Source organism: Mycobacterium sp. (genome assembly GCF_044370595.1).
Classification (GTDB): Bacteria; Actinomycetota; Actinomycetes; order Mycobacteriales; family Mycobacteriaceae; genus Mycobacterium.
Genome location: NZ_JBILVF010000054.1, coordinates 1 through 19,334, shown reverse-complemented (window position 1 = coordinate 19,334; position 19,334 = coordinate 1). Strand labels below are relative to the sequence as shown.

Annotated in this window: 17 protein-coding genes; 10 read left to right on the top strand and 7 right to left on the bottom strand. The window is 65.3% G+C overall.

Features of this window, described 5'->3' with window-relative positions; all coding sequences use genetic code 11:
• From ADBZ5N_RS09475 to ADBZ5N_RS09460, 4 genes are all read right to left on the bottom strand, one after another.
• Positions 1-841: beta-ketoacyl synthase N-terminal-like domain-containing protein (locus ADBZ5N_RS09475; protein ID WP_526257235.1), on the bottom strand; the 841-nt coding region annotated here is incomplete at its 3' end.
• Positions 838-2,580, bottom strand: coding sequence for a fatty-acid--AMP ligase (locus ADBZ5N_RS09470; protein WP_526257234.1), 1,743 nt, complete (start codon positions 2,578-2,580; stop codon positions 838-840). The genes ADBZ5N_RS09470 and ADBZ5N_RS09475, both read right to left, overlap by 4 nt.
• A 147-nt stretch (positions 2,581-2,727) precedes the next feature.
• Positions 2,728-3,411 (bottom strand): thioesterase II family protein, encoded by a 684-nt coding sequence (locus tag ADBZ5N_RS09465; protein ID WP_526257236.1) that lies wholly within the window; start codon positions 3,409-3,411, stop codon positions 2,728-2,730.
• Positions 3,412-3,710: 299 nt separating this feature from the next.
• The gene (locus ADBZ5N_RS09460) at positions 3,711-5,081 is read right to left on the bottom strand and encodes a WS/DGAT/MGAT family O-acyltransferase (protein WP_526257233.1); all 1,371 of its coding nucleotides are present in this window, start codon (positions 5,079-5,081) and stop codon (positions 3,711-3,713) included.
• A 202-nt stretch (positions 5,082-5,283) separates the two neighbouring features.
• On the opposite strand from ADBZ5N_RS09460, the gene ADBZ5N_RS09455 reads away from it, so the two are divergent.
• Together ADBZ5N_RS09455 and ADBZ5N_RS09450 are read left to right on the top strand one after the other, a co-directional pair.
• The gene (locus ADBZ5N_RS09455) at positions 5,284-7,254 is read left to right on the top strand and encodes an FAD-dependent oxidoreductase (RefSeq protein ID WP_526257232.1); all 1,971 of its coding nucleotides are present in this window, start codon (positions 5,284-5,286) and stop codon (positions 7,252-7,254) included.
• Positions 7,255-7,262: 8 nt separating this feature from the next.
• Positions 7,263-8,699 (top strand): aldehyde dehydrogenase family protein, encoded by a 1,437-nt coding sequence (locus tag ADBZ5N_RS09450; protein ID WP_526257231.1) that lies wholly within the window; start codon positions 7,263-7,265, stop codon positions 8,697-8,699.
• Between the two features lie 60 nt (positions 8,700-8,759).
• On the opposite strand, the gene ADBZ5N_RS09445 is transcribed toward ADBZ5N_RS09450, so the two are convergent.
• Positions 8,760-9,617, bottom strand: a complete 858-nt coding sequence (locus tag ADBZ5N_RS09445; RefSeq protein ID WP_526257230.1) for a DUF3097 family protein — start codon at positions 9,615-9,617, stop codon at positions 8,760-8,762.
• A gap of 375 nt (positions 9,618-9,992) precedes the next feature.
• Between ADBZ5N_RS09445 and ADBZ5N_RS09440 the strand changes: the two genes are divergently transcribed.
• From ADBZ5N_RS09440 to ADBZ5N_RS09430, 3 genes are all read left to right on the top strand, one after another.
• Complete coding sequence (locus tag ADBZ5N_RS09440; protein WP_526257229.1) at positions 9,993-10,304, top strand: hypothetical protein; 312 nt, start codon at positions 9,993-9,995, stop codon at positions 10,302-10,304.
• A 170-nt stretch (positions 10,305-10,474) separates the two neighbouring features.
• Positions 10,475-10,984, top strand: coding sequence for an SET domain-containing protein (locus ADBZ5N_RS09435; protein ID WP_526257228.1), 510 nt, complete (start codon positions 10,475-10,477; stop codon positions 10,982-10,984).
• A 133-nt stretch (positions 10,985-11,117) separates the two neighbouring features.
• Positions 11,118-12,176 carry a PQQ-dependent sugar dehydrogenase gene (locus ADBZ5N_RS09430; protein WP_526257227.1) on the top strand — a complete coding sequence of 353 codons (1,059 nt, stop codon included), beginning with the start codon at positions 11,118-11,120 and terminating at the stop codon, positions 12,174-12,176.
• 66 nt (positions 12,177-12,242) lie between these two features.
• Here ADBZ5N_RS09430 and ADBZ5N_RS09425 read toward each other — a convergent pair whose 3' ends face one another.
• Positions 12,243-12,515 carry a helix-turn-helix transcriptional regulator gene (locus tag ADBZ5N_RS09425; RefSeq protein WP_526257226.1) on the bottom strand — a complete coding sequence of 91 codons (273 nt, stop codon included), beginning with the start codon at positions 12,513-12,515 and terminating at the stop codon, positions 12,243-12,245.
• Between the two features lie 221 nt (positions 12,516-12,736).
• Between ADBZ5N_RS09425 and ADBZ5N_RS09420 the strand changes: the two genes are divergently transcribed.
• The 3 genes from ADBZ5N_RS09420 (at position 12,737) to ADBZ5N_RS09410 (ending at position 16,131) form a co-directional block, all read left to right on the top strand.
• Positions 12,737-13,222 carry a DUF5994 family protein gene (locus ADBZ5N_RS09420; RefSeq protein WP_526257225.1) on the top strand — a complete coding sequence of 162 codons (486 nt, stop codon included), beginning with the start codon at positions 12,737-12,739 and terminating at the stop codon, positions 13,220-13,222.
• 328 nt (positions 13,223-13,550) lie between these two features.
• Positions 13,551-14,402: an alpha/beta fold hydrolase gene (locus ADBZ5N_RS09415; protein WP_526257224.1), complete on the top strand. Its 852-nt coding sequence runs from the start codon at positions 13,551-13,553 to the stop codon at positions 14,400-14,402.
• Position 14,403: 1 nt separating this feature from the next.
• The gene (locus ADBZ5N_RS09410) at positions 14,404-16,131 is read left to right on the top strand and encodes a fatty acid CoA ligase family protein (RefSeq protein ID WP_526257223.1); all 1,728 of its coding nucleotides are present in this window, start codon (positions 14,404-14,406) and stop codon (positions 16,129-16,131) included.
• 64 nt (positions 16,132-16,195) lie between these two features.
• On the opposite strand, the gene ADBZ5N_RS09405 is transcribed toward ADBZ5N_RS09410, so the two are convergent.
• Complete coding sequence (locus ADBZ5N_RS09405) at positions 16,196-18,043, bottom strand: FAD-dependent oxidoreductase (RefSeq protein ID WP_526257222.1); 1,848 nt, start codon at positions 18,041-18,043, stop codon at positions 16,196-16,198.
• Positions 18,044-18,072: 29 nt separating this feature from the next.
• On the opposite strand from ADBZ5N_RS09405, the gene ADBZ5N_RS09400 reads away from it, so the two are divergent.
• Positions 18,073-18,516 carry a cupin domain-containing protein gene (locus tag ADBZ5N_RS09400; RefSeq protein ID WP_526257221.1) on the top strand — a complete coding sequence of 148 codons (444 nt, stop codon included), beginning with the start codon at positions 18,073-18,075 and terminating at the stop codon, positions 18,514-18,516.
• A gap of 155 nt (positions 18,517-18,671) precedes the next feature.
• Complete coding sequence (locus tag ADBZ5N_RS09395) at positions 18,672-18,809, top strand: TetR family transcriptional regulator (RefSeq protein ID WP_526257220.1); 138 nt, start codon at positions 18,672-18,674, stop codon at positions 18,807-18,809.
• The last annotated feature ends 525 nt before the right edge of the window (positions 18,810-19,334 follow it).

The following is a 19,334-nucleotide window of genomic DNA, read 5'->3' as shown; positions in this document are numbered from 1 at the left end:
GCACCGCCACCAACGACGACGAACACGCCGTGTCCACCGTCACCGACGGACCCCGCAAATCAAACACATACGACAACCGGTTGGCGATGATGCTCAACGCGCTGCCGGTCCCCGACCACGGGTCCACTGCGCTCAGATCCGATGCCGCCAGATAGCCGTACTCGGCGAGACACGCACCGGCGAAAACGCCGGTCTGGGTGTGCCGCAAGGATTGCGGCGCGATCCCGGCGTGCTCGAGAGCTTCGTGGGTGACCTCGAGCAGCAGGCGCTGCTGCGGGTCCATCTTGTCGGCCTCGCCGGCCGCGATCTCGAAGAACTCCGCGTCGAAGGCCGCCACATCATCGAGGAAACCGCCCCACCGCGTCGTACCGGCCAGCGCCGCAGCGTTTTCCGGCGAACCGTCCTCGAACCGGTCCCAGCGGCCCTGCGGAACCTCCCGGACACCGGTGCGGCCCTTCATCATGAAGTCCCAGAACCCGTCGAGGCCTGCGACGCCACCGGGGAAGCGGCAACCGACTCCGATCACTGCGATCGGTTCGCGTTCTCCGATCGTGCCCCGGCCCTCGTCGACGGCGGGCAGCGGTACCGGTTCCACTTCGCCGCCGGTGAGATAGCGCGCCAGTGCGTTGATCGTGGGGTACTGCCAAAGGTCCACCGGTGACAGTTCACGGCCGAGCAACTCCGACAGTTCACCGACCATCACAACCGCGTCGGCCGACCCGACCGCGAGATCCTTCAGCGTTGCGTCGCAATCGACTTCCTCGGGGCTAAGCCCCACCGTGTCGACGAGGTAGTCGACCAACCACCGCCGCAGGCCGTCCTCATCCAGTTCGATGCTCACGGGGTGTCCACGCGGCTGAACTGACTCAGCCGGTACTGCTCCGCACATGACGACCGGCGCACCTTCCCGCTGGTCGTGATCGGCAACGATCCCTGGCCCACCAGGACTAGATCCGCGACTCGAACACCGTGGGTATCTCTGACCGCCGCGCCCACCCGTCGTTTGAGATCGCGAATCATCTCGGCTGCCTCCTCGGGGGTGCCGCCGAGGGGTTTGACCTCAGCGATCGCCACGAGTTTCTCGGTCGTCTCGTCCTGGATCGCCACCGCCGCCACCCGGCCGGCCGTGATCTCACCAATGGTGACCTCGATATCTTCGGGGTAGTGGTTGCGTCCGTCGACGATCAACAGATCCTTGATCCGCCCGATGATGTAGAGCTCACCGTCGAAGACAACCCCCAGATCACCGGTCCGCAGCCACGGGCCGGCCGGTGTGCCCTCCGACGGCTCGGCCAGTTGGCCGCCGAAGGTCCGAGCCGTCAGTTCCGGGTTGCGCCAGTATCCAGGTGAGACCTGCGGGCCGTGCACCCAGATTTCACCCACTTCACCGGCCGGCACTTCCACCCGTTTCTCCGGGTCGACGATGCGCACCTCACTGGACCGAGGTGTGCCGCATCCCACTAGTTCGGAGCCACCGGCGGCACACAGGGCGGCATGCCCGGCGGCGAGCTTTTCGGAATCGAACCGCACCTCGGTCGGAACTCGGCCGCCGGGTGAGGCCACCACATACACCGTTGCCTCGGCCAGCCCGTAGGACGACCGCACCGTCGAGGCCGTCAGACCGAACTGCGCGAACCGGTCATTGAATCGGTGCAGAGTGCCGGGGTGGACGCGTTCTGCGCCGCTGATGATGCCCAGGCATCCGCTGAGGTCGAGTCCGGCCATGTCGGCATCGGAGGTGCGGCGGGCGGACAGTTCGAAGCCGAAGTTCGGCGCGGCGCTGAATGAGTGCGGGTTGATCGCCAGTTGCTGAATCCAGCGAGCCGGCTTGGCCAGAAACCCCATCGGGCTCATCAACACGCCCCGCCGATTCACAACCAGAGGTCCGAGCACCCCCATCACCAGGCCCATGTCGTGATAGAAGGGCAGCCAGGAGACCATCGTCACATCGGCGGGCGCCCCGTTAGGGATGTGCTCGGAGTAATCGCCGATGATCTGTTCGAGGTTGCTGGTGACGTTTGTGTGCGTCAGCACGACGCCGGCCGGTTGCCGGGTGGAACCGGAGGTGTACTGCAGATAAGCAGTCGCCGAGTCGGAGGTGGGCGAGACCGGCACCGGCGCCTCGGAGGGGGCGAGCGCGTCGACCTCGATCACCTCGGGGGCGGATCCGCCCGACCCAGAGGTGGCATACGGAACGACGCCGGCCACCACGGCGGAGTTGGTCAGCAGAACAGTTGGAGCGGAATCGCGCAAGGCGCCGACCACCCGTTCATCCAATCCGCCGGGCGCGGGGACGGGCAGCGGAACGGCGATGAAACCGGCGTGCATGGCACCGAAAAACGCGACGATATAGTCCAGTCCCTGCGGCGCGAGGATCGCGGCCCGGTCACCGGGCGAACCACACCGGGTTAATTGGGCTGCTACCGTCTGGACCCGCTGGTAGAGCTCAGTCCATGTCAGGGTTTCGGCGAATCCCGCCGGATCGACGTCGTAGTCGAGAAACGTGTAGGCGACATCGTTCGGCTGCTGCTCAGATCTGATCTTGAGCAGTTCTGGAATAGTCACCTGAATCTCCGGCATCCTTGACTCGCCACAACCAATGCACGTCTCCCCAGCTGCAAAGGTTAACAAATCAAGGGCCGGACAGGAAACTAGGCACTCAGCAAACGCTTAACTTATCTCAGCTAGTTCTCATTTAATACGCGGGTAATTCATAGCCACGCGCCGTCAGCAGTACTTTTCGATCTTGCTTTCGATATCGGCGACCAGTTCGGGAAGATGGTCGTTGATGTAGAAGTGGTGGCCGCTGAACCGCCGCATGCTGAACTCGCCCGTCGTGCGTTCCGACCAGGGTTGCACTCGTTCGACGGTCCCGATCTCGTCCTCGTCGCCAAGGTACGCCGCGATGGGACACGACACGGTGGCGTCCGGCGGACATTGGTAAGCCATGATCGCTTTGAACCCGCGCAGTGTGGGCAGGATCCGCGCGGCGAACTCCTCGTTCTCCAGAAACTCCGGATTCACCCCGGTCATGGTGGCGACCGCTTCGAGCAGTCCGCGATCGGACTCCGGGATGTACTCCGATCCGATCCGGCCGGGCGCGGCCGTCGCAGAGACGAATAGTGCGGAGATCGGCCGGCCTTCCGCTTCGAACCGCCGAGCCACTTCGAAGGCCACCAACGAGCCCATGCTGTGACCGAAGAAGGCGACCTGCCCGTCGATCTGCGCAGGCAGCAGGCCGGCCACCCGTTCGGCCAGGTCCGGGATAGTCCGGAAGGAGCCCAGATCGTGGCTGCCACCTCGCCCCGGGTACTGCACCGCGATGCGCTTGACGTCGCTGGTGAACGCCTTCGCGAAGGGCACGTAGAACTTCGGCGCCCCGCCGGCGTGCGGGAAGATGAAGAGCGTCATTGGGCCAGTCACTGCGGTCACATTACCGAGGACGCCGGCCGGTTCGCTGCACCCCAATCCGTGGCGGAGGCCGCTTCCTACCCCCGGCGGCCCGTCACCACCACCATCGGCCAGACCCCTGCCGTCGCCCCCTGTAGAACACCCCGCCGCCAACGCCGGCAGCCACACCACCCAGAATCTTCCGCCTCGACAGCCCGCCACCGTTGGTTGCTCGTCGGGAGTGGCGGTGCTGTCTGCACTTTCTCCTGTCGTGGAAGGAACCCTCGGTCTGTTTGCTGTGGCGGGCTGGCAAGGGAAATCTACTCAAGTTCGGCCAGGCTCTCCTCAAGATAATCGAGAAGCCGTTGCAGTTTAGGAACGGCGAGCCGGCATCCGACCAAGCCGAATTCAAGATGGTCGGCGTAACTCAGGCAGGTGATGTTGAGCGCCTGGTTCTCGGTCGGGATGGACAAGGGGTAGATGGCTTCCAGTTCGGCCCCGTTCCAATACAGCCGTTCCCGCGGTCCCGGCACATTGGAGATCAGCACGTTGTAGGGCGGCGGGGCGGACGACGATCCGGGGATCCGGGTGAGCACCGCTGGTCCGACGGCAGTGAGGACCCCCATCGCGGCCAACTGGACGGCCGGCCGATTGGCCATCACTGCCTTGGTAGCGCGCATCGAGGACGTGATCGCCTCGAGTCGGTCGTCCGGACTCTCCAGATTGGTCGCCAGATTGCACAATACGAAGGTGATGGCATTCCCTCCACCGCCGCCTCCACCGTCGCCGGAGCGCATCGAGACCGGAACCGAAGCGATGAGAGGGTCGTTGGGCAGTGCGTCATTGGCGATCAGGTAGCGGCGTAACGCCCCAGCGCTCATCGCCAGCACGATGTCGTTAAGCGTGACTCCGCGCGATTTGGCGACCTCGAGGATCCGGGCGATTTCCCAGGACTGCGCGGCCACCCGTCGCGAACCACTGATTGGTTTGTTGAGCATGCTGCGCGGGGCCTCATACGGCAGCACCGCCGTCTGATCCTTGAGCGCGGCCCGGCCGTACTCCGCCATCATCCCGCCCATGCCCCGGAAACCCATCAGCGACCGGCCTGCGTTGCGGAATGTTTCGACCGGGTTGCCCAACCGCCTCTTCGGTTCTGGATTCGGCGTGCCGGCATCGGCTTCGGCTGCCCACATCGGCGGCATACCGCGCACTTGCACGTCGGGGCTACAGGACGCCATCACCTTTCGGGTCAAGGTGATGCCGTCGGCCAGAGCGTGGTGGCATTTGGCATAGGACGCGAACCGGCCATCGGCCAGACCTTCGATCAAGTGGTACTCCCACAGCGGCCGATGCCGGTCGAGCAGGCTGCCATGCAACCGAGAGATCAATTCCAGCAACTCCCGCACCCGACCAGGCCTCGGCAGCGCCGAGCGCCGGACGTGATATTCGACGTCGACGTCAGTCTCGGATTTCCACCAGAGGTTGCCGAGCGACTCGACCGGGTCCCGCGGCCGCCGAGAGAACAGCGGTGCCACCTGCTGGTAACTGAGCAGTTCCCGGTAGAGGTTGCCGACGTAGTCCTCGTCCGCACCGGACGGGGTGTGGTAGAGCTGCAGACCACCCACATGCATGGGGTGCTCACGTGCTTCCTGGAACAGGAAGGCCGCATCCAATGGCGCGATGAGTCCCATCTTCGCAATTACCTTTCGCTGCGGGTATAACCCTGATACACAGGGTGTACTGCGCGGAGGCTGGTGTCCTGGCAACGATCAAAAAGGATTCCGGCGGACTTGTTGCGAGGAACAAACCAGGGGTCTCGATGGCGGGTACCGACACAATCACCGAGTGCTTCGGTCCGCTGCAAGCGGTCTGGAACGTCAACCAGGAGGATCAATGACCACGCCACTGACCGATAACCACCGCGCTGTCCTGCGAGCCCTGGCCGACACCGTCGTCCCGTCGATGCAGCGCGCCGACGATCCCACCGGTTTCTGGGCCGCCAGCGGCAGCGACCTGGGCGCCGACGCAGCCGTCGGCCAGGTGATCGCTACCCTTCCCGATGAGCAGCGCCACGGTCTGCTCAGCCTGCTCGACGGCCTGCACGTACTGGGATTCGCCACCGGTTCGCAACGCTCCCGCGAGCAGCTGATCCGCAATGTCGCGCTGATGGGCGCCGCCCCGGCTGCGGGGATGAAAGCCCTCACTTCGCTGACCGCCGCCATGGCCTATGCCGCCCCGGACCCGAACACCGGCGTCAATCCGGCCTGGCAGGTGTTCGGCTACGAAGGGCCACCGCGGACAGCACCCGGCGGACCCGAGCCGCTGCCAACATTCACGCCCACCGAGTCCACGTGCGCGGCCGACGTCTGCATCGTGGGTTCCGGCGCCGGCGGCGGTCTGATCGCCGGTGTCCTGGCGCAGGCCGGACTGAACGTCGTCGTGCTGGAGGCAGGCCAGGCGCGCACCGAGGCCGACTTCGCCGGCTACGAGTTGCTCGCTTACCAGCAATTGTTCTGGCGCGGCGGTGTCAACACCACCGCAGACATGAACGTCAGCATGCTCGCCGCCTCGACCCTGGGCGGCGGCCCCACGGTCAACTGGTCCAACTGCCTGCGCACGCCGGAATGGGTACGCGATCAGTGGGCTGAAGAATTCGGGCTCCAGGACGTAGCGACGACCGACTACGACGCGCACATCGACGCTGTCTGGCAGCGGCTGGGGGTCAACGGCGAGTGCTCGGACCTCAACGGTCCGCACCTGAGGATGCGCGACGGCGCCGAGGCTCTGGGCTGGTCGTTTAAAACCCTGACCCGCAACTCCGACCCGCAGACCTATTCGCCGGATTCGGCCGGGCACATCGGTTTCGGTGACCGGTCCGGGGCCAAACGCGACGTCCGCCACACCTACCTGCGCGACGCCGTCGAGGCCGGCGGAAAGGTGATCGTCGGGTGCTCGGCGAAGCGGGTGCTGGTGGAGAACGGCCGCGCCGCCGGCGTGGAGGCCACCTATACCGACCCCGCGACCGGCGCCACGAGGGAGTTGACGATCACGGCTCCACGGGTGGTCGTCGCGTGCGGGTCGCTGGAATCCCCCGCCCTGCTGCTGCGTTCCGGGATCGGCGGCCCGGCGGTGGGCAAGTACCTGCACCTTCATCCGGTGGTGGGCTTCCTCGGCATCTACCCGGACGAGACCAACCCGTGGTGGGGTGCACCGATGACCGCCATGGTGGACGAGTTCGCCAATGTCAAAGACGGGCACGGCTTTTTGATCCAGAACGCGCAATGGTCGCCGTCGGTCATCGTCGCGGGTATGGCCCGCGCCTCCGGCACCGAGCACAAGGAAACGATCGCCAAACTCGGCCATTCGGCGTTTCTGATCGCGTTCCCCCGCGACCGCGGGCACGGCACGGTCACCATCGACGACCACGGCAACGCGGTGGTCAACTACTCGATGACCGACGAGGTCGACCTGCTGGTCGCTAACACCTCCATCGAGAAGCAGATCCGACTGCACCACGCCGCCGGCGCGGAGCAGATCATTCCGTTCGGGTCGATCACCCAACGTTGGCGCCGCGGCGAGGACCTGGAGGCGTTCATCAAGTCGATACAGAAGGTGCCGCTGCGGGCCGGGGGCTTGCAACTCTTCTCGGCGCACCAGATGAGCAGTTGCCGACTGGGCAGCGATCCACAAACCTCGGTGGCCAACCCGTCTGGCGAATTGCACGACACCCCAGGGGTTTACATCGGCGACGCCAGCGGCATGCCCACTGCCAGCGGCACCAATCCGATGATCTCGGCGATGTCGCTGGCGCACCGCACCGCGACGAACATCGCCAACGAAGCCAAGTCCGCCGTCAACGCCTGAGGAGAACCATGACGACAACCATGACGATGCCAGTCCACGACCGCCTCTACGTAGGTGGCCAGTGGGTGCAAGCGGGGGGCAGTGACAGCATCGCCGTCGAAAACCCTTACACCGAAGAGGTGATCGCCAACATCCCGGCCGGCGACGCCGCCGATGTCGACCGTGCCGTCGCCGCCGCGCGGGACGCCTTCCCAGGTTGGGCTGCGACACCGGTGGCGCAACGGATCGCCCTGCTCGACGCGGTCGCAGCGCGACTGTCCGACCGCGGTGATGAATTGGCCGTCATCATCACCAGTGAGGTCGGCACACCGATCGCCCTGTCCCGACTGATCCAGGTCGGGCTACCGACTATGTCGTTCGCGTCGATGCGGGGACTTGTCGACACCATGGCCTTCGAGGAAGAGGTCGGCAATTCGCTGGTCGTCCGAGAACCGGTCGGCGTCGTCGCAGCGATCGCGCCGTGGAACTACCCGTTGCACCAGATGGCGGCCAAAGTCGCGCCGGCCCTGGCCGCCGGCTGCACAGTGGTACTCAAACCCTCCGAGGTCACCCCACTCTCGACGTTCGCCCTAATGGAGATCTTCGATGAGGTCGGCCTTCCACCCGGGGTGGTCAACATGGTGACCGGCTGGGGCACCGTCATCGGCGAGGCGATGATCGGCCATCCCGGGGTAAACCTGGTCACGTTCACCGGTTCAGAAGGCGTTGGCCGGCACATCGGTGAGGTCACCGGACGCAACCTGGTGCCCTCCTCACTGGAACTCGGCGGCAAGTCGGCCTGCGTCGTCCTCGACGACGCCGACATGCAACTGGCCATCACCGCCGGGGTGACGCGATGCATGCTGAACTCCGGTCAGACCTGCATCGCCCAGACCCGCCTGGTGGTCCCGCGTTCCAGGCTGGCCGAGGCCGAGGCGATCGCCGCGGCGGTCGCCTCAGCACACGCCATGGGAGACCCGTTCGACCCGTCCACCCTGCTGGGCCCCATGGTTACCGCCCAGCACCGCGACAAAGTGCGCGAGCATATCCGCAGCGCCAGCTCCGAAGGCGCGCGACTGGTCACCGGCGGACCCGACGCACCGCCCGGGCTGGACCACGGTTACTTCGTCGCCCCAACCGTCTTCTCCGACGTCCGCAGCGACATGAAGATCGCCCAGGAGGAGGTCTTCGGACCGGTTCTGGCCATCCTCGCCTACGACGACGAGGACGACGCCGTCCGCATCGCGAACGACTCCCGATTCGGACTGTCCGGTGCGGTGTGGTCCGGCGACGAAGACCGCGCCATGCGCGTGGCCCGCCGGATCCGCACCGGACAGATCGACGTCAACGGCGGCGCATTCAACCCCTGTGCCCCGTTCGGCGGCGTCGGCGCGTCCGGACACGGCCGGGAGTTGGGCTCACATGGGCTCGAGGAGTTCTTCTACCTCAAGTCCATTCAGCGCTGAGTGGATTCAGCGCTAAGTGGATTCAGCGCTAAGTGGATTCAGCGCTAAGTGGATTCAGCGCTAAGTCGAACCGGGCGGCGTATCTGCCTGCGCCACAAAGTCGATCAGTTCCTCGACCCGGCCGATGAGTTCGGGCTCCAGGTCGGTCCAGTCGCGCACTGCGCCACGGATCCGCTGCCAGGCGCGCGCAAGGTCGGCCTGGTTGCGATGCGGCCAACCCAGCGTCTGACAGATGCCGGTCTTCCACTCGATCGTGCGGGGAATCTCCGGCCACCCGGCCAGACCCACCCTCGCCGGTTTGACGGCCTGCCAGATGTCGACATACGGGTGGCCGAGAACCAGGGTGTGCTCACCGCCGGGGCCGCGGCGCACCGTCTCAGCGATGCGGGCCTCCTTGGTGCCTGCAACAAGGTGGTCCACCAGCACACCGAGACGCCGTCCGGGGCCCGGCCGGAAGTCGGCGACGATGCGCGCAAGGTCGTCGACGCCACCGAGATACTCCACGACCACGCCTTCGATCCTGAGGTCATCACCCCACACCTGCTCGACCAGTTCTGCATCGTGGCGGCCCTCAACGTAGATCCGGCTGGCCAGGGCCACCCGGGCTTTCGCGCCGATGACCTTCACCGAACCAGAAGCCGTGCGCTGCAGCATCCCCCGGTTCGCCCCGGTGGGTGCGGTCAAGATCACCGGCCGGCCGTCCACCCAAAATCCGGGCCCGAGCGGGAAAACCCGGGTATGGCCATGCCGGTCCTCGAGTTCGACGCGACCGCCCTCCACCCGGACGATCGCACCGACGTAGCCGGATTGCGGATCTTCCACCACCAGCCCGGCCTCGGCGCTGCGCTCGACCGAACGAGGAGCGCGGGGCTGGTGCGGGTTGTTGGCGAGCACATCGGCGCCATAGCGATCGGCCACCTGGGTGATCCTAGGAAGCCGATTAGGCACCGCCGGTCAACCACACCGGCGGGTCGGTCACGACATTTGAGAACTGCCTCCGCGCCACCGGTAGGGTCGACCCTCATGAATCGCAGCTTCAGCGTCACTGTTGGGTGTGCCCTCGCCGTCGCCGGTCTGGTTGGGTGCTCGAGTGGCAGCCCGAAGTCAGAGCCGACCAGTAGTGCCGCCGCAGTGTCGAGTTCCCCGGCGGGTTCAACCGCGGCACCGTTGACCACCAGCAGCCCAGCCTCGTCCACCGGTTCGACTTCTCAGTCCACCAGTTCGGCCACGACGTCCGGCTCGTCGGCCACGTCCAGCTCACCCGCCACGTCCAGCACTCCGATGGTCGGGGGGATGACCGAGTGCACCAAAGCCGCTCTGGCCGAGCCGGGGACCTTGGCGGCCCAGGCGCTGGGACCGGATAACGTCTACTCCGTCGATGAGCTCGGCTGCGCCGACGGGTGGGCGGTGACCAGCGGCGTGCTGGCCGACAAGAGCAACCCGAGTATGGGCGCACCAACCTCTTTCGTCTTTGAACAGCAAGGACAGTTCTGGGTGCTCAAGGACAAGTCGAAGGTGTGCGGGACCAACCCGATCACCACAACACCCCCTGCAGACGCGGAGATACCCGCTGAGTTGTTCGTAGCGGGCTGCGCGGCCGGCTGACGCCGACCGGATGGCAAACCGTCTGCCTTACAGGCGATTACGGCAATTGACCGACTAGCGAGTCTGTCGGGATTCACCACACGATTCGGCTTCCACGGCAACGAGATCTCGCTGCGGGTCGATGACGGCCAGTAGCATGTCGGCGGAACATTGAGAGGGAGGTGAGTTTCATGGATTACAACTGGCTCAGCCCCAAAGCCCAGGCACGTCCGGCGGGCGAAAAAGGTTGGGGTTCGTTCGCCGTCGAACACATCGCCGCCGGCGAGACCGTCGCGGCGTTCGGTGGGTGGATGGTGCCGGGCACAGTCCTGGCGACCCTCAGCGCCGACCGGCAGAGCAGATCGATCCAGGTCGACACCGACCTCTACCTAGTGTCCGGCGAGACTCCCGAGGCCGGCGACATGCTCAATCACTCGTGCGAGCCCAACTGCGGCGTGCTCGGACAGACCCTGATTGTCGCCATGCGCGACATCGCACCGGGCCAGGAACTGTGCTTCGACTACGCAATGTGTGACGCCAGTGACTATGACGAGTTCCGGTGCCGGTGCGGACAGCCTAACTGCCGTGAGATCGTCACCGGGGCGGACTGGCGCGATTCCGGCCTGCAGGAAAAGTATGCCGGCTGGTTCTCGCCCTACCTGATCCGAAAGATTGCCGCGCTGCCCGCTTCCCCGTCATGACATCGATGGACCTCTTCAAGCGGGCAGTGGCACACCTACCGGAGCGTGGGTTGACCACGACTGGTGGAGTACCGCGCTCTAACCGCAGCCAGTGCGGCGCTGACGCCGGCGTGATCTCGACGCACACTGGGGTATGCCGAATCACCCATTGCGGACCATTTTCGCGGCCTTCCTGATCACCGGATGCAGTTCGACCTCAACAGTCACCGCCCCGCCGGTCGGCCCCGAGCCAGCCGAGACCGTCTCTGTAGTCCGCGTCGCCGGCACCGTCGCCGTAGGCCTTGACGTTCCGTGGGGCATGGCGTTCCTGCCCGACGGTTCGGCCCTGGTGAGCGAACGGGACACCGGCAAGATCGTCCGAGTCACCGAAGGCGCGAGCACCTCCGTCGGCACCGTGGCGGGTGTGCAACCACGAGGCGAGGGAGGCCTACTGGGGATCGCCCGCATCGGTGACTGGGTCTACGCCTACTTCACCGCGGCAACCGACAACCGGGTGATCAGGATGAAATGGGATGGCCAAACCCTCGGCAAGCCGGAGTCCGTCCTGACGGGTATTCCGAAGGCGGGCATCCACAACGGGGGGCGGATGACCGTCGGACCCGACGGCATGTTGTACGTCGCGACCGGCGACGCGGGAGAGCGCGGTTTAGCGCAGGATCTTACCTCGCTGGGCGGCAAGATCCTAAGGATCACCCCGACCGGCGCGACTCCCGCTGACAATCCCTTCGATGGCTCTCCAGTGCTGTCCCTCGGCCATCGCAACGTTCAGGGGCTGGCGTTCGATGCCCGGAATCGATTGTGGGCCAGCGAGTTCGGCCAGTCCGATGTCGATGAGCTGAACCTCGTCAAGCCAGGTTTGAACTACGGCTGGCCTGCATGCGAGGGGGCGTGCCAGAGGAAGGGCTTCGTTGATCCCGTTGTGCAATGGAAACCGACGGCGATCGCCTCACCCAGCGGTCTGGCGATCGTCGGCGATAACGCCTATGTGGCGTCGCTTCGTGGCCAGTCGGTCTGGCAGGTTCCCCTGGACGAGTCGGGCAAGGCGACCGAACTGGATCTTGGCGACCTTGGGCGGCTTCGGACGATCGAACTGGCACCAGATGGCTCGATGTGGCTCTCGACCAGCAACACCGACGGCCGCGGAGACCCGCGTGATGGCGATGACCGCATCGTGCGCCTGACCGTGGGATGACTGTTGCCGGAACGATCCCGGCACGACACCGCCTCTCCCGCAGCATTATTCGCTGAGCCACCCAGGCTATTGAAGGTCCAGGCCTGCAAACTCGTTGTCGGCGATATCAGCTTCCTGGAGCACGGCGAACCGGTGCTGCAGGGCGACCGCCACGGAGATGTAGGCGCTGATCTCACCGTTGCATCCCTGTTCGATTCGGCTCACCAGTTGCCGAGAAACCCCCGCGCGCTGCCCGACTTCACTCTGGGTCAGAAGTGCCCTTAAGCGCGCCTCGCGCAGTGTCGCGCCAATCTGTTCCAGACTGTTGCCTACGTCGTCAACCGGGATGCCATCAACCATGGTGTCACGGTACCGTAACACAACCGGGAATGGAACAGTATCCTGACATCTAGTACCTGGGGGCAGCGTCCGTTTTCCGGACCACCCTGCGCGGTGCTCTCATCGCCCCTGCTCAGTGCGGATTCACACGCGCCAGGGGTGTAACGTCGAAAATGCTGCGGTCATGCCTCAATTGCATTGCGCGAAAGAGACGGCGCCTTGGCTTTAGCGAAGGAAACCCCATGCAAAGATCGCGGCGAACCGCCAGTCCGGTACGAGTTTCGCTGAATGCCGAGAGAGGCAGCGACATCGACGGGGCGTGGTGGCCTCGTAGTTCCTCGATCGCTCGGGAACTCCCGGACCTCATTGAGGCTCTGCACCCGGCGCTGGGTGAAATCGTCGATATCGACGTCAATTGGTCGGCGAACTCGCCTACCCCCATCTTGAGCACAATGGCACCGAACGTCGCCGCGAAAATAGCGGGGCCAAAGCCGCAACATCGCCTCATGTTCCTCACTGGTCGGCCCGCGCTCACCAAGCTTCTCGTGATCCCGTCGATGACGTCGTCGGCCCTGGCGCTCATGGTTCTACGGCAGGCAGGGGGACGGCCTATCCCCGAGGCGTCGCGGGCTACCAAAGAGTTCCAAGCAGCCGAACGTGTTCTGCACGCCGCGCGCACCGAGAGCTCGGCGTGGGCGGCGGTGTGGTCCGCAGCCCATCCGCAGTGAGTTGAGAACTCTGTCGGGTGCCGTTGCCATCCCGGAGCGACCTCGTTGCGGCCCCGGATTTCATCGTCGGCCACCCCCGACCCTTCAGCTCATGACTGGCATTACTTCACGGCTTGTGGTTACAGCGGTAGCGATCAGGTTTCGGTTCCGGGTAGGGACTTCGGCCCATACCCGGAGGCTTGATGCCGTGATTGCATCGGGAAACGATATTGGCCTGAGGGGAAGGCCAGCCGTGGTGACGCTCAGTTGTCCGGCCACAGCCGTAGGGCAGCGGGCGTCTTCCCCGCGCGGCGGTATCCTGCAAGGACAGAAGCGAGGGTGGATTGCGTTGGAGAGCTTCGACTTCCGGGGATCGGCGATCACCTACGAGCACACCGGGCAGGGTGAGCCGGTGATCATGCTCCACAACGGTGGGTCGTCGCATGCGATCTGGGCGGAAGTAACGAACAGACTGGCGGGCAAGTACGAGGTCTTCGCCCTTGACCTGTTGGGGTTCGGCAACTCGGCCAAGCCCGGGGCGGGGTACACCTTGAGCAACTACGTGGCGATGCTGGAGGAATTCATCCGCCTGCGGGAACTGCAGAAGGTGACGCTGGTCGGCAACTGCATGGGCTGCGCCATCTCCCTGGCGTTCACCGAACGCCATCCGGACAAGGTCAAGGCCCTCGTGCTCTGCAACCCGCTCACCGAGGCGACGTTCCTCAGTGGCTGGCTGGGACCGTTCCTGTGGTTGCGGGAGCGTTTGCCCGCAACCAATCGGCAGGTGTACCGGGCGCTAGGGCACTTGAAGCTCACCAACGGCATCGGCTCAGTCGCCAGCCTGTTCCAGCTGGGGCCGCGTGGGCGCGCCCTCAAAGTCCATCGCCGCCCCGCAGTCTTCGAGCCCTATGCGGCCACCGGCCAGCTGGAATCGCTGCTCGGGGTGCTCGACGACCTGGAAAACTACTCGGTCATCGACAACCTCGCGCCGCCGCCGGGGTTCCCGCCCATCTGCACCATCTGGGGCCTGAAGAACAAGATCGTCTCGCCCAGGGCGGGACGCCGCCTCAATTCGACGTTGCACCCCGCTCGCCAGGAATGGCTACCCGATTCCGGCCACCTGCTGATGCTGGAGCAGCCCGATGAGGTCGCCTCGATCATCGATGGGTTCCTCGGATCTACCGCGGTGACGCAGGCCTGAGATGGACCCGTTCCCCAATGACATCTTCAACCTCGCCGACATCGTGTTGCGGGTCGCGCGCGAGCACCCGGAGCGCATCGCGGTCATCGACCTCGACGGCTGGGAGGCTCACGGCACGCGCCGCTACAAACGCCATACCTACGCCGAGCTGTCGGCCGACGTCGAGTCGGTCGCGGTGGGTTTACGCAAGATGGGCATCGCCGAGCTGACCCGCATTGTGTGCATGTCACCTCCCAGTTACGAGACCTGTGTCATGGGCGTGGCCCTCACTCGGGTGGGTGCGCTCTCCATCTGGATCGACCCCTCGGTCGGCTATCGAAACGTCTCGGAGCGGCTCAGCCACGTCAAGCCGGAGGCATTCCTGGGTAACGCCCTGGCGCACCTCGGGCGGATCACCTTCGGGTGGGGTCCTCGCAACCTGAGGAAGCTTGTTCTCACCGAGAGCCCGCTGCTGCCAGGTGGCCGGATCATCACCGGGTTTCCCCCCTTCCCAGGTGCCCACTCGATCAGGTCACTGCGCAAACACGCACCCACCGAGCCGACATCGCCGAAGGTCGGCCCGGACGATCCCTGCGCAGTTCTCTACACCACCGGCAGCACCGGGCCGGCGAAGCCCTCGCTGTATCTGCATCGCAACTTCTGTCAACTGTTCCGCAATGCGCACCACAGCTGGGGCTGGGATAAGGGCAACGAGGTCCCGGTGGATATGGCCGTCTTCCCCGCCTTCCTGTTCATCCCAATCAGTGCCGGCGGCACAATGGTGGTGCCGCCCATCGACTTTGCCCGGCAGGGCCCGGCCCAGGTGGACTCGGCCGCTCTGATCCAAGTCATCAACGACTGCGCGGTGAAGTCGTTTTTCGCCGCGCCAATCCTGATCGAGAACCTGGCCCGCGAAGCGCTCGCGCGCAACCTGACGATGCCCTCTCTGAGACGAGTGATCGGTGCCGGGGCGCCGATCTCGGGCCCGGTCGAACGAATGCTCAGCGCGGTGATGGCTCCCGACGCCGAATTGGCGGCGAATTACGGTGCCACAGAGGCCATGCCGTCGACCGAGTTGGGCAGTCACGAGCACCTTGACGGCTTGTGGGACCTGACCGAGCAGGGCGCCGGCGTCTGTGTGGGTTACGCCCTGCCGGCCGTCGAGTTGAAGGTCATCGACATCGCCGACGGTCCCATCGATTCCATCGAGGAGACGTCCGAGCTACCCACGGGACACATCGGCGAGATCCTGGTGCGCGGCAGGCACGTGAGCCCCGAGTACTACCTCGACCCCGATGCCACCCGCAAGAACAAAGTGCCCGACCCACACGGAGACTGGCACCGTTTCGGGGATGTCGGCTACCTCGACGCGAAGGGCAGGCTCTGGGTCTGCGGTCGGGTGTCGCAGCGGGTCAGGGCCGAGGGCGGGGACGTATTCCCATTGCAAGTCGAGCCGCTCTTCGACGCCCACCCCAAGGTGAGGCGAAGTGGACTGGTTGGAGTGCCTGGGCCGGCGGGTGAACTGCCCGTTCTGTGCGTCGAGGTTGAGCCCGACGTCGGCAAGAACGAATACGCCGGCTTACGCCAGGAACTGCTCACGCGGGCAGCAGATTCCGACCTGGCGAACAAGATCCACGCGATCCTCTTCAAGCGCAGATTGCCGGTCGATCCCCGCCACAACTCCAAGATCGAGCGGCCGCGCCTTGCCAAGTGGGCGGCTCGGCAGTTGTCGCGCCGCGGCAGAGACTGATCCCCGGCCGTCGGCTACCCACAGGCCGCGCCGGTCACGTCGCTCTGGGCGGCGCTGTCCCGGCTCAGGATGTCATCGGCGAGAGCCTTTGGTGAACCGAACGGATCGCGCTGGAGCCGTCGCCCACCGCGGCGGCAACGCGTTTCATCGACTGTGCCCGGACATCACCGGCGGCGAAGACTCCTGCGCGGGACGTTTCGAACGGCAGAGGGGCGAAGCCGACATCAGCGAGATCGCTGTCCGTGAGGACGAACCCCTTGGCATCGAGCTCCACGAAACCTTTGAGCCAGCTGGTGGAGGGTGCGGTACCGATGAAGGAGAAGAGACCAACGCAGGGGTGCCGTGTCGAAGCGCCCGTCCGGTTGTTCGTGATCGTGACCTCGTCCAGCCGGGTATCGCCGTGGAGTTCGGTCACCTCAGAGTGCGTGACCAAGCGGATCTTCGGGGATGCGTCGATGCGGTCGATCAGGTAGGTCGACATCGATGAACTCAGGTCGGCGCCGCGAATGGCAAGGGTCACATCTGCTCCTTTCTCCGCGAGATACACCGCGGCCTGGCCGGCGGAGTTGCCGCCGCCGACGACCGTGACGGCGTTGGCACCGCACACTCGCGCCTCCAGATCCGTCGCGGCGTAGTAGACCCCGGCGCCTTCGAACTGCCGGAGTCGGGAAAGTGGCAGTCGCCGATACTGAACGCCCGGTGACAAGACCACCGACCGCGCCATCAGAGCTGACCCGTCGGCCAGAGTCAGCCGGTAGCCCACCCCCGCCGGCTCGATATGGGTGACGGTCGAAGGACTGGAGATTCTGGCCCCGAGGCGTTGGGCCTGTAAGGCTGCGCGTTCGACGAGTTCGCCTCCGGAGATGCCGGACGGAAACCCTGCGTAGTTCTCGATTCGACTGCTCGTTCCTGCCTGCCCACCGATGAAGTCGCTGTCGACCAGGAGTGTCTCGAGTCCCTCGGATGCGCCGTAGACGGCTGCAGCGAGCCCAGCCGGCCCGGCACCGACGATCACGACGTCGAAGAGGTCCAGCTCGGTTGGCTCGTACACCAGACCGAGGTGGTCCGCGAGTTCATCGATGGTGGGATTGCCGAGAACCGAGTTTCCCGAGACAACGACAGGGGTCTGGGCCGGGCGCACGCCCAGATCGGCGAGCAGTTCAGCGACAGCATCGTCGTCATCGAGATCGATCCACTGATGGCCGACGCGTTGCCGCCGCAAGTAATTGACCAGATCGATAGCACGCCTCGAGTGGCGAGAGCCGATGATGCGAAGCGAGCCCGCTGCTACGCCCCCGCGGAGGATCTCGCGACGGGCCACGAACGCGGCGAACACGATGTCCCCGATCTCAGGATCACTGGCCAGCAGGCGACGCAAACCGTCCTGATCGACCCGAAGGACGCGCCCGTCAGTGCTCATTCGGCCGTGCACCGCCACACGCTGTCCGGTGAGCAGACCCAACTCACCGAGGAACCGCCCCGGGCCGTGCGTCACGATGACCGTCTCCTCGCCGCTGGGGTGCTCGACGTAGACGATCTCCACCGAACCTTCGAGGACAACGATGAGGCCGTAGAAGCGTTCGCCCACATCGAAGAGGGGTTCGCCGGTCTTGACCTCGTGCACGTCGCCGAAGTCCGACAAACGCGCCAGCTGGGCCCGAGTAAGGGTGGGGTACGCGGTCGGATCCACGGAGGCTTCGACAGCCATGGAGCCTGGGTGGGCCTGATCGTTCATGAGCGTGACGGTAACGGCAGCGTTGGGACGGCCCGCGCCGCCCGCGCCCAAATCCGGCTGACGAGGCCTCGACGGACCTTGCCGCACGGCACAATGGGTTTGATGAAGACCCAGGATCGCCCGAAACACGCGCCTTTCGCGCCGATGAAGCTTCCGGTCTGGTTCGGCGAGTCGCAACGTGAGACCGTCGGCCGTGCAGCAACGCCGTGACTGATCTGCCGGACTGGGCGGCGCGGATTGGCCTGCAACCCCATCCTGAGGGCGGTTGGTTCCGGGAAACCTGGCGCAGTGAGCTGACCCTTGACGGGGCGGTCCTGCCGCCCGGCTACGTCGGTCCGCGCAGCGCCGGAACGGCCATCCTCTTCCTGCTGATGCCAGGGCAGCAGTCCGCGTGGCATACCGTGCGCAGCGCGGAGTTGTGGTTGCATCACCGGGGCAGCCCGCTGATTCTCGAGTTCGGTTCCGATCAGGATGCGGCGACGGCGCACCTCCTCGGTCCCGACATCAACGCCGGCCAGCACCCGCAGTTGGCCGTCCCGCCCGGTTACTGGCAGCGCGCTCGGCCAGTTGCGCGTGAGCCGGCATTGGTGAGCTGTGTGGTGGTGCCGGGCTTCGACTTTGCCGACTTCGTCCTCGACAGCCCGACTTAATCCCGCGTTTCCGAGCGCCGCCCACCGTGTTCCGGATACCGCGTCCTGCAGTGTGATTGCTCCTTCCTAACGGCCGTTACCTCTTTTTGTCGCGCCGATTCCGCTGATCAGGAGGTCCCCAGTGGGTCAAACCATGAAGGCCACCGACGTCCCCGGTGCCGGATACGACCCTGGACCTGATCTGGCGGCGCGGTTGTGATGCGGTCTCGATCCGGGACCTTGAGAACGCGCTCGATATCCGCGCCCCATCGTTTTACCGGCGTTTCCACTCCCGGGATCAGCTCCCACCGTAGCGCAGGGCCACCGATTCCCCTGTGCGACCGACAAGCTCGCACGTTCACTGATCCAGAGTTGGGTCGGCTTGTTGGTGCTGATGTGATCCGGTAGAGATGGACTCGACGCCGCCATGACGGTCACGCTGGACGGACTGCTGGGCCCTGGGAAGTGTTGAAAGGCCCGTGATGAACTCCGCGAAGGAACCCGCCGCGCAGATCGGCGTGACCGACGCACTGCTGGCCGACCATGGCTCGGAAGGCTCGTTCGTGCGATCGGACGGCGAAAACAGGTGGAAATCATGCAACACAAGGGCATCCCGTAATAGCGCGAACCACCGATGACCAGCATTACTGAAAACTGTTGTGCCACAACGGAGTGCAGCCCACAGCCCGGGGGCGCGGGTTCAGACTCTATCCCCCACTACCAGCGAAAACGGTCCTCGGAGGACACTCCGGGGCCATTCGCTTTTGTCCGATATAGTGCGCGGATGCCCGTCGCACGGTCCGGCCTCTGGCTGATGCTGAGCGCTTTCCTGGCGTGCC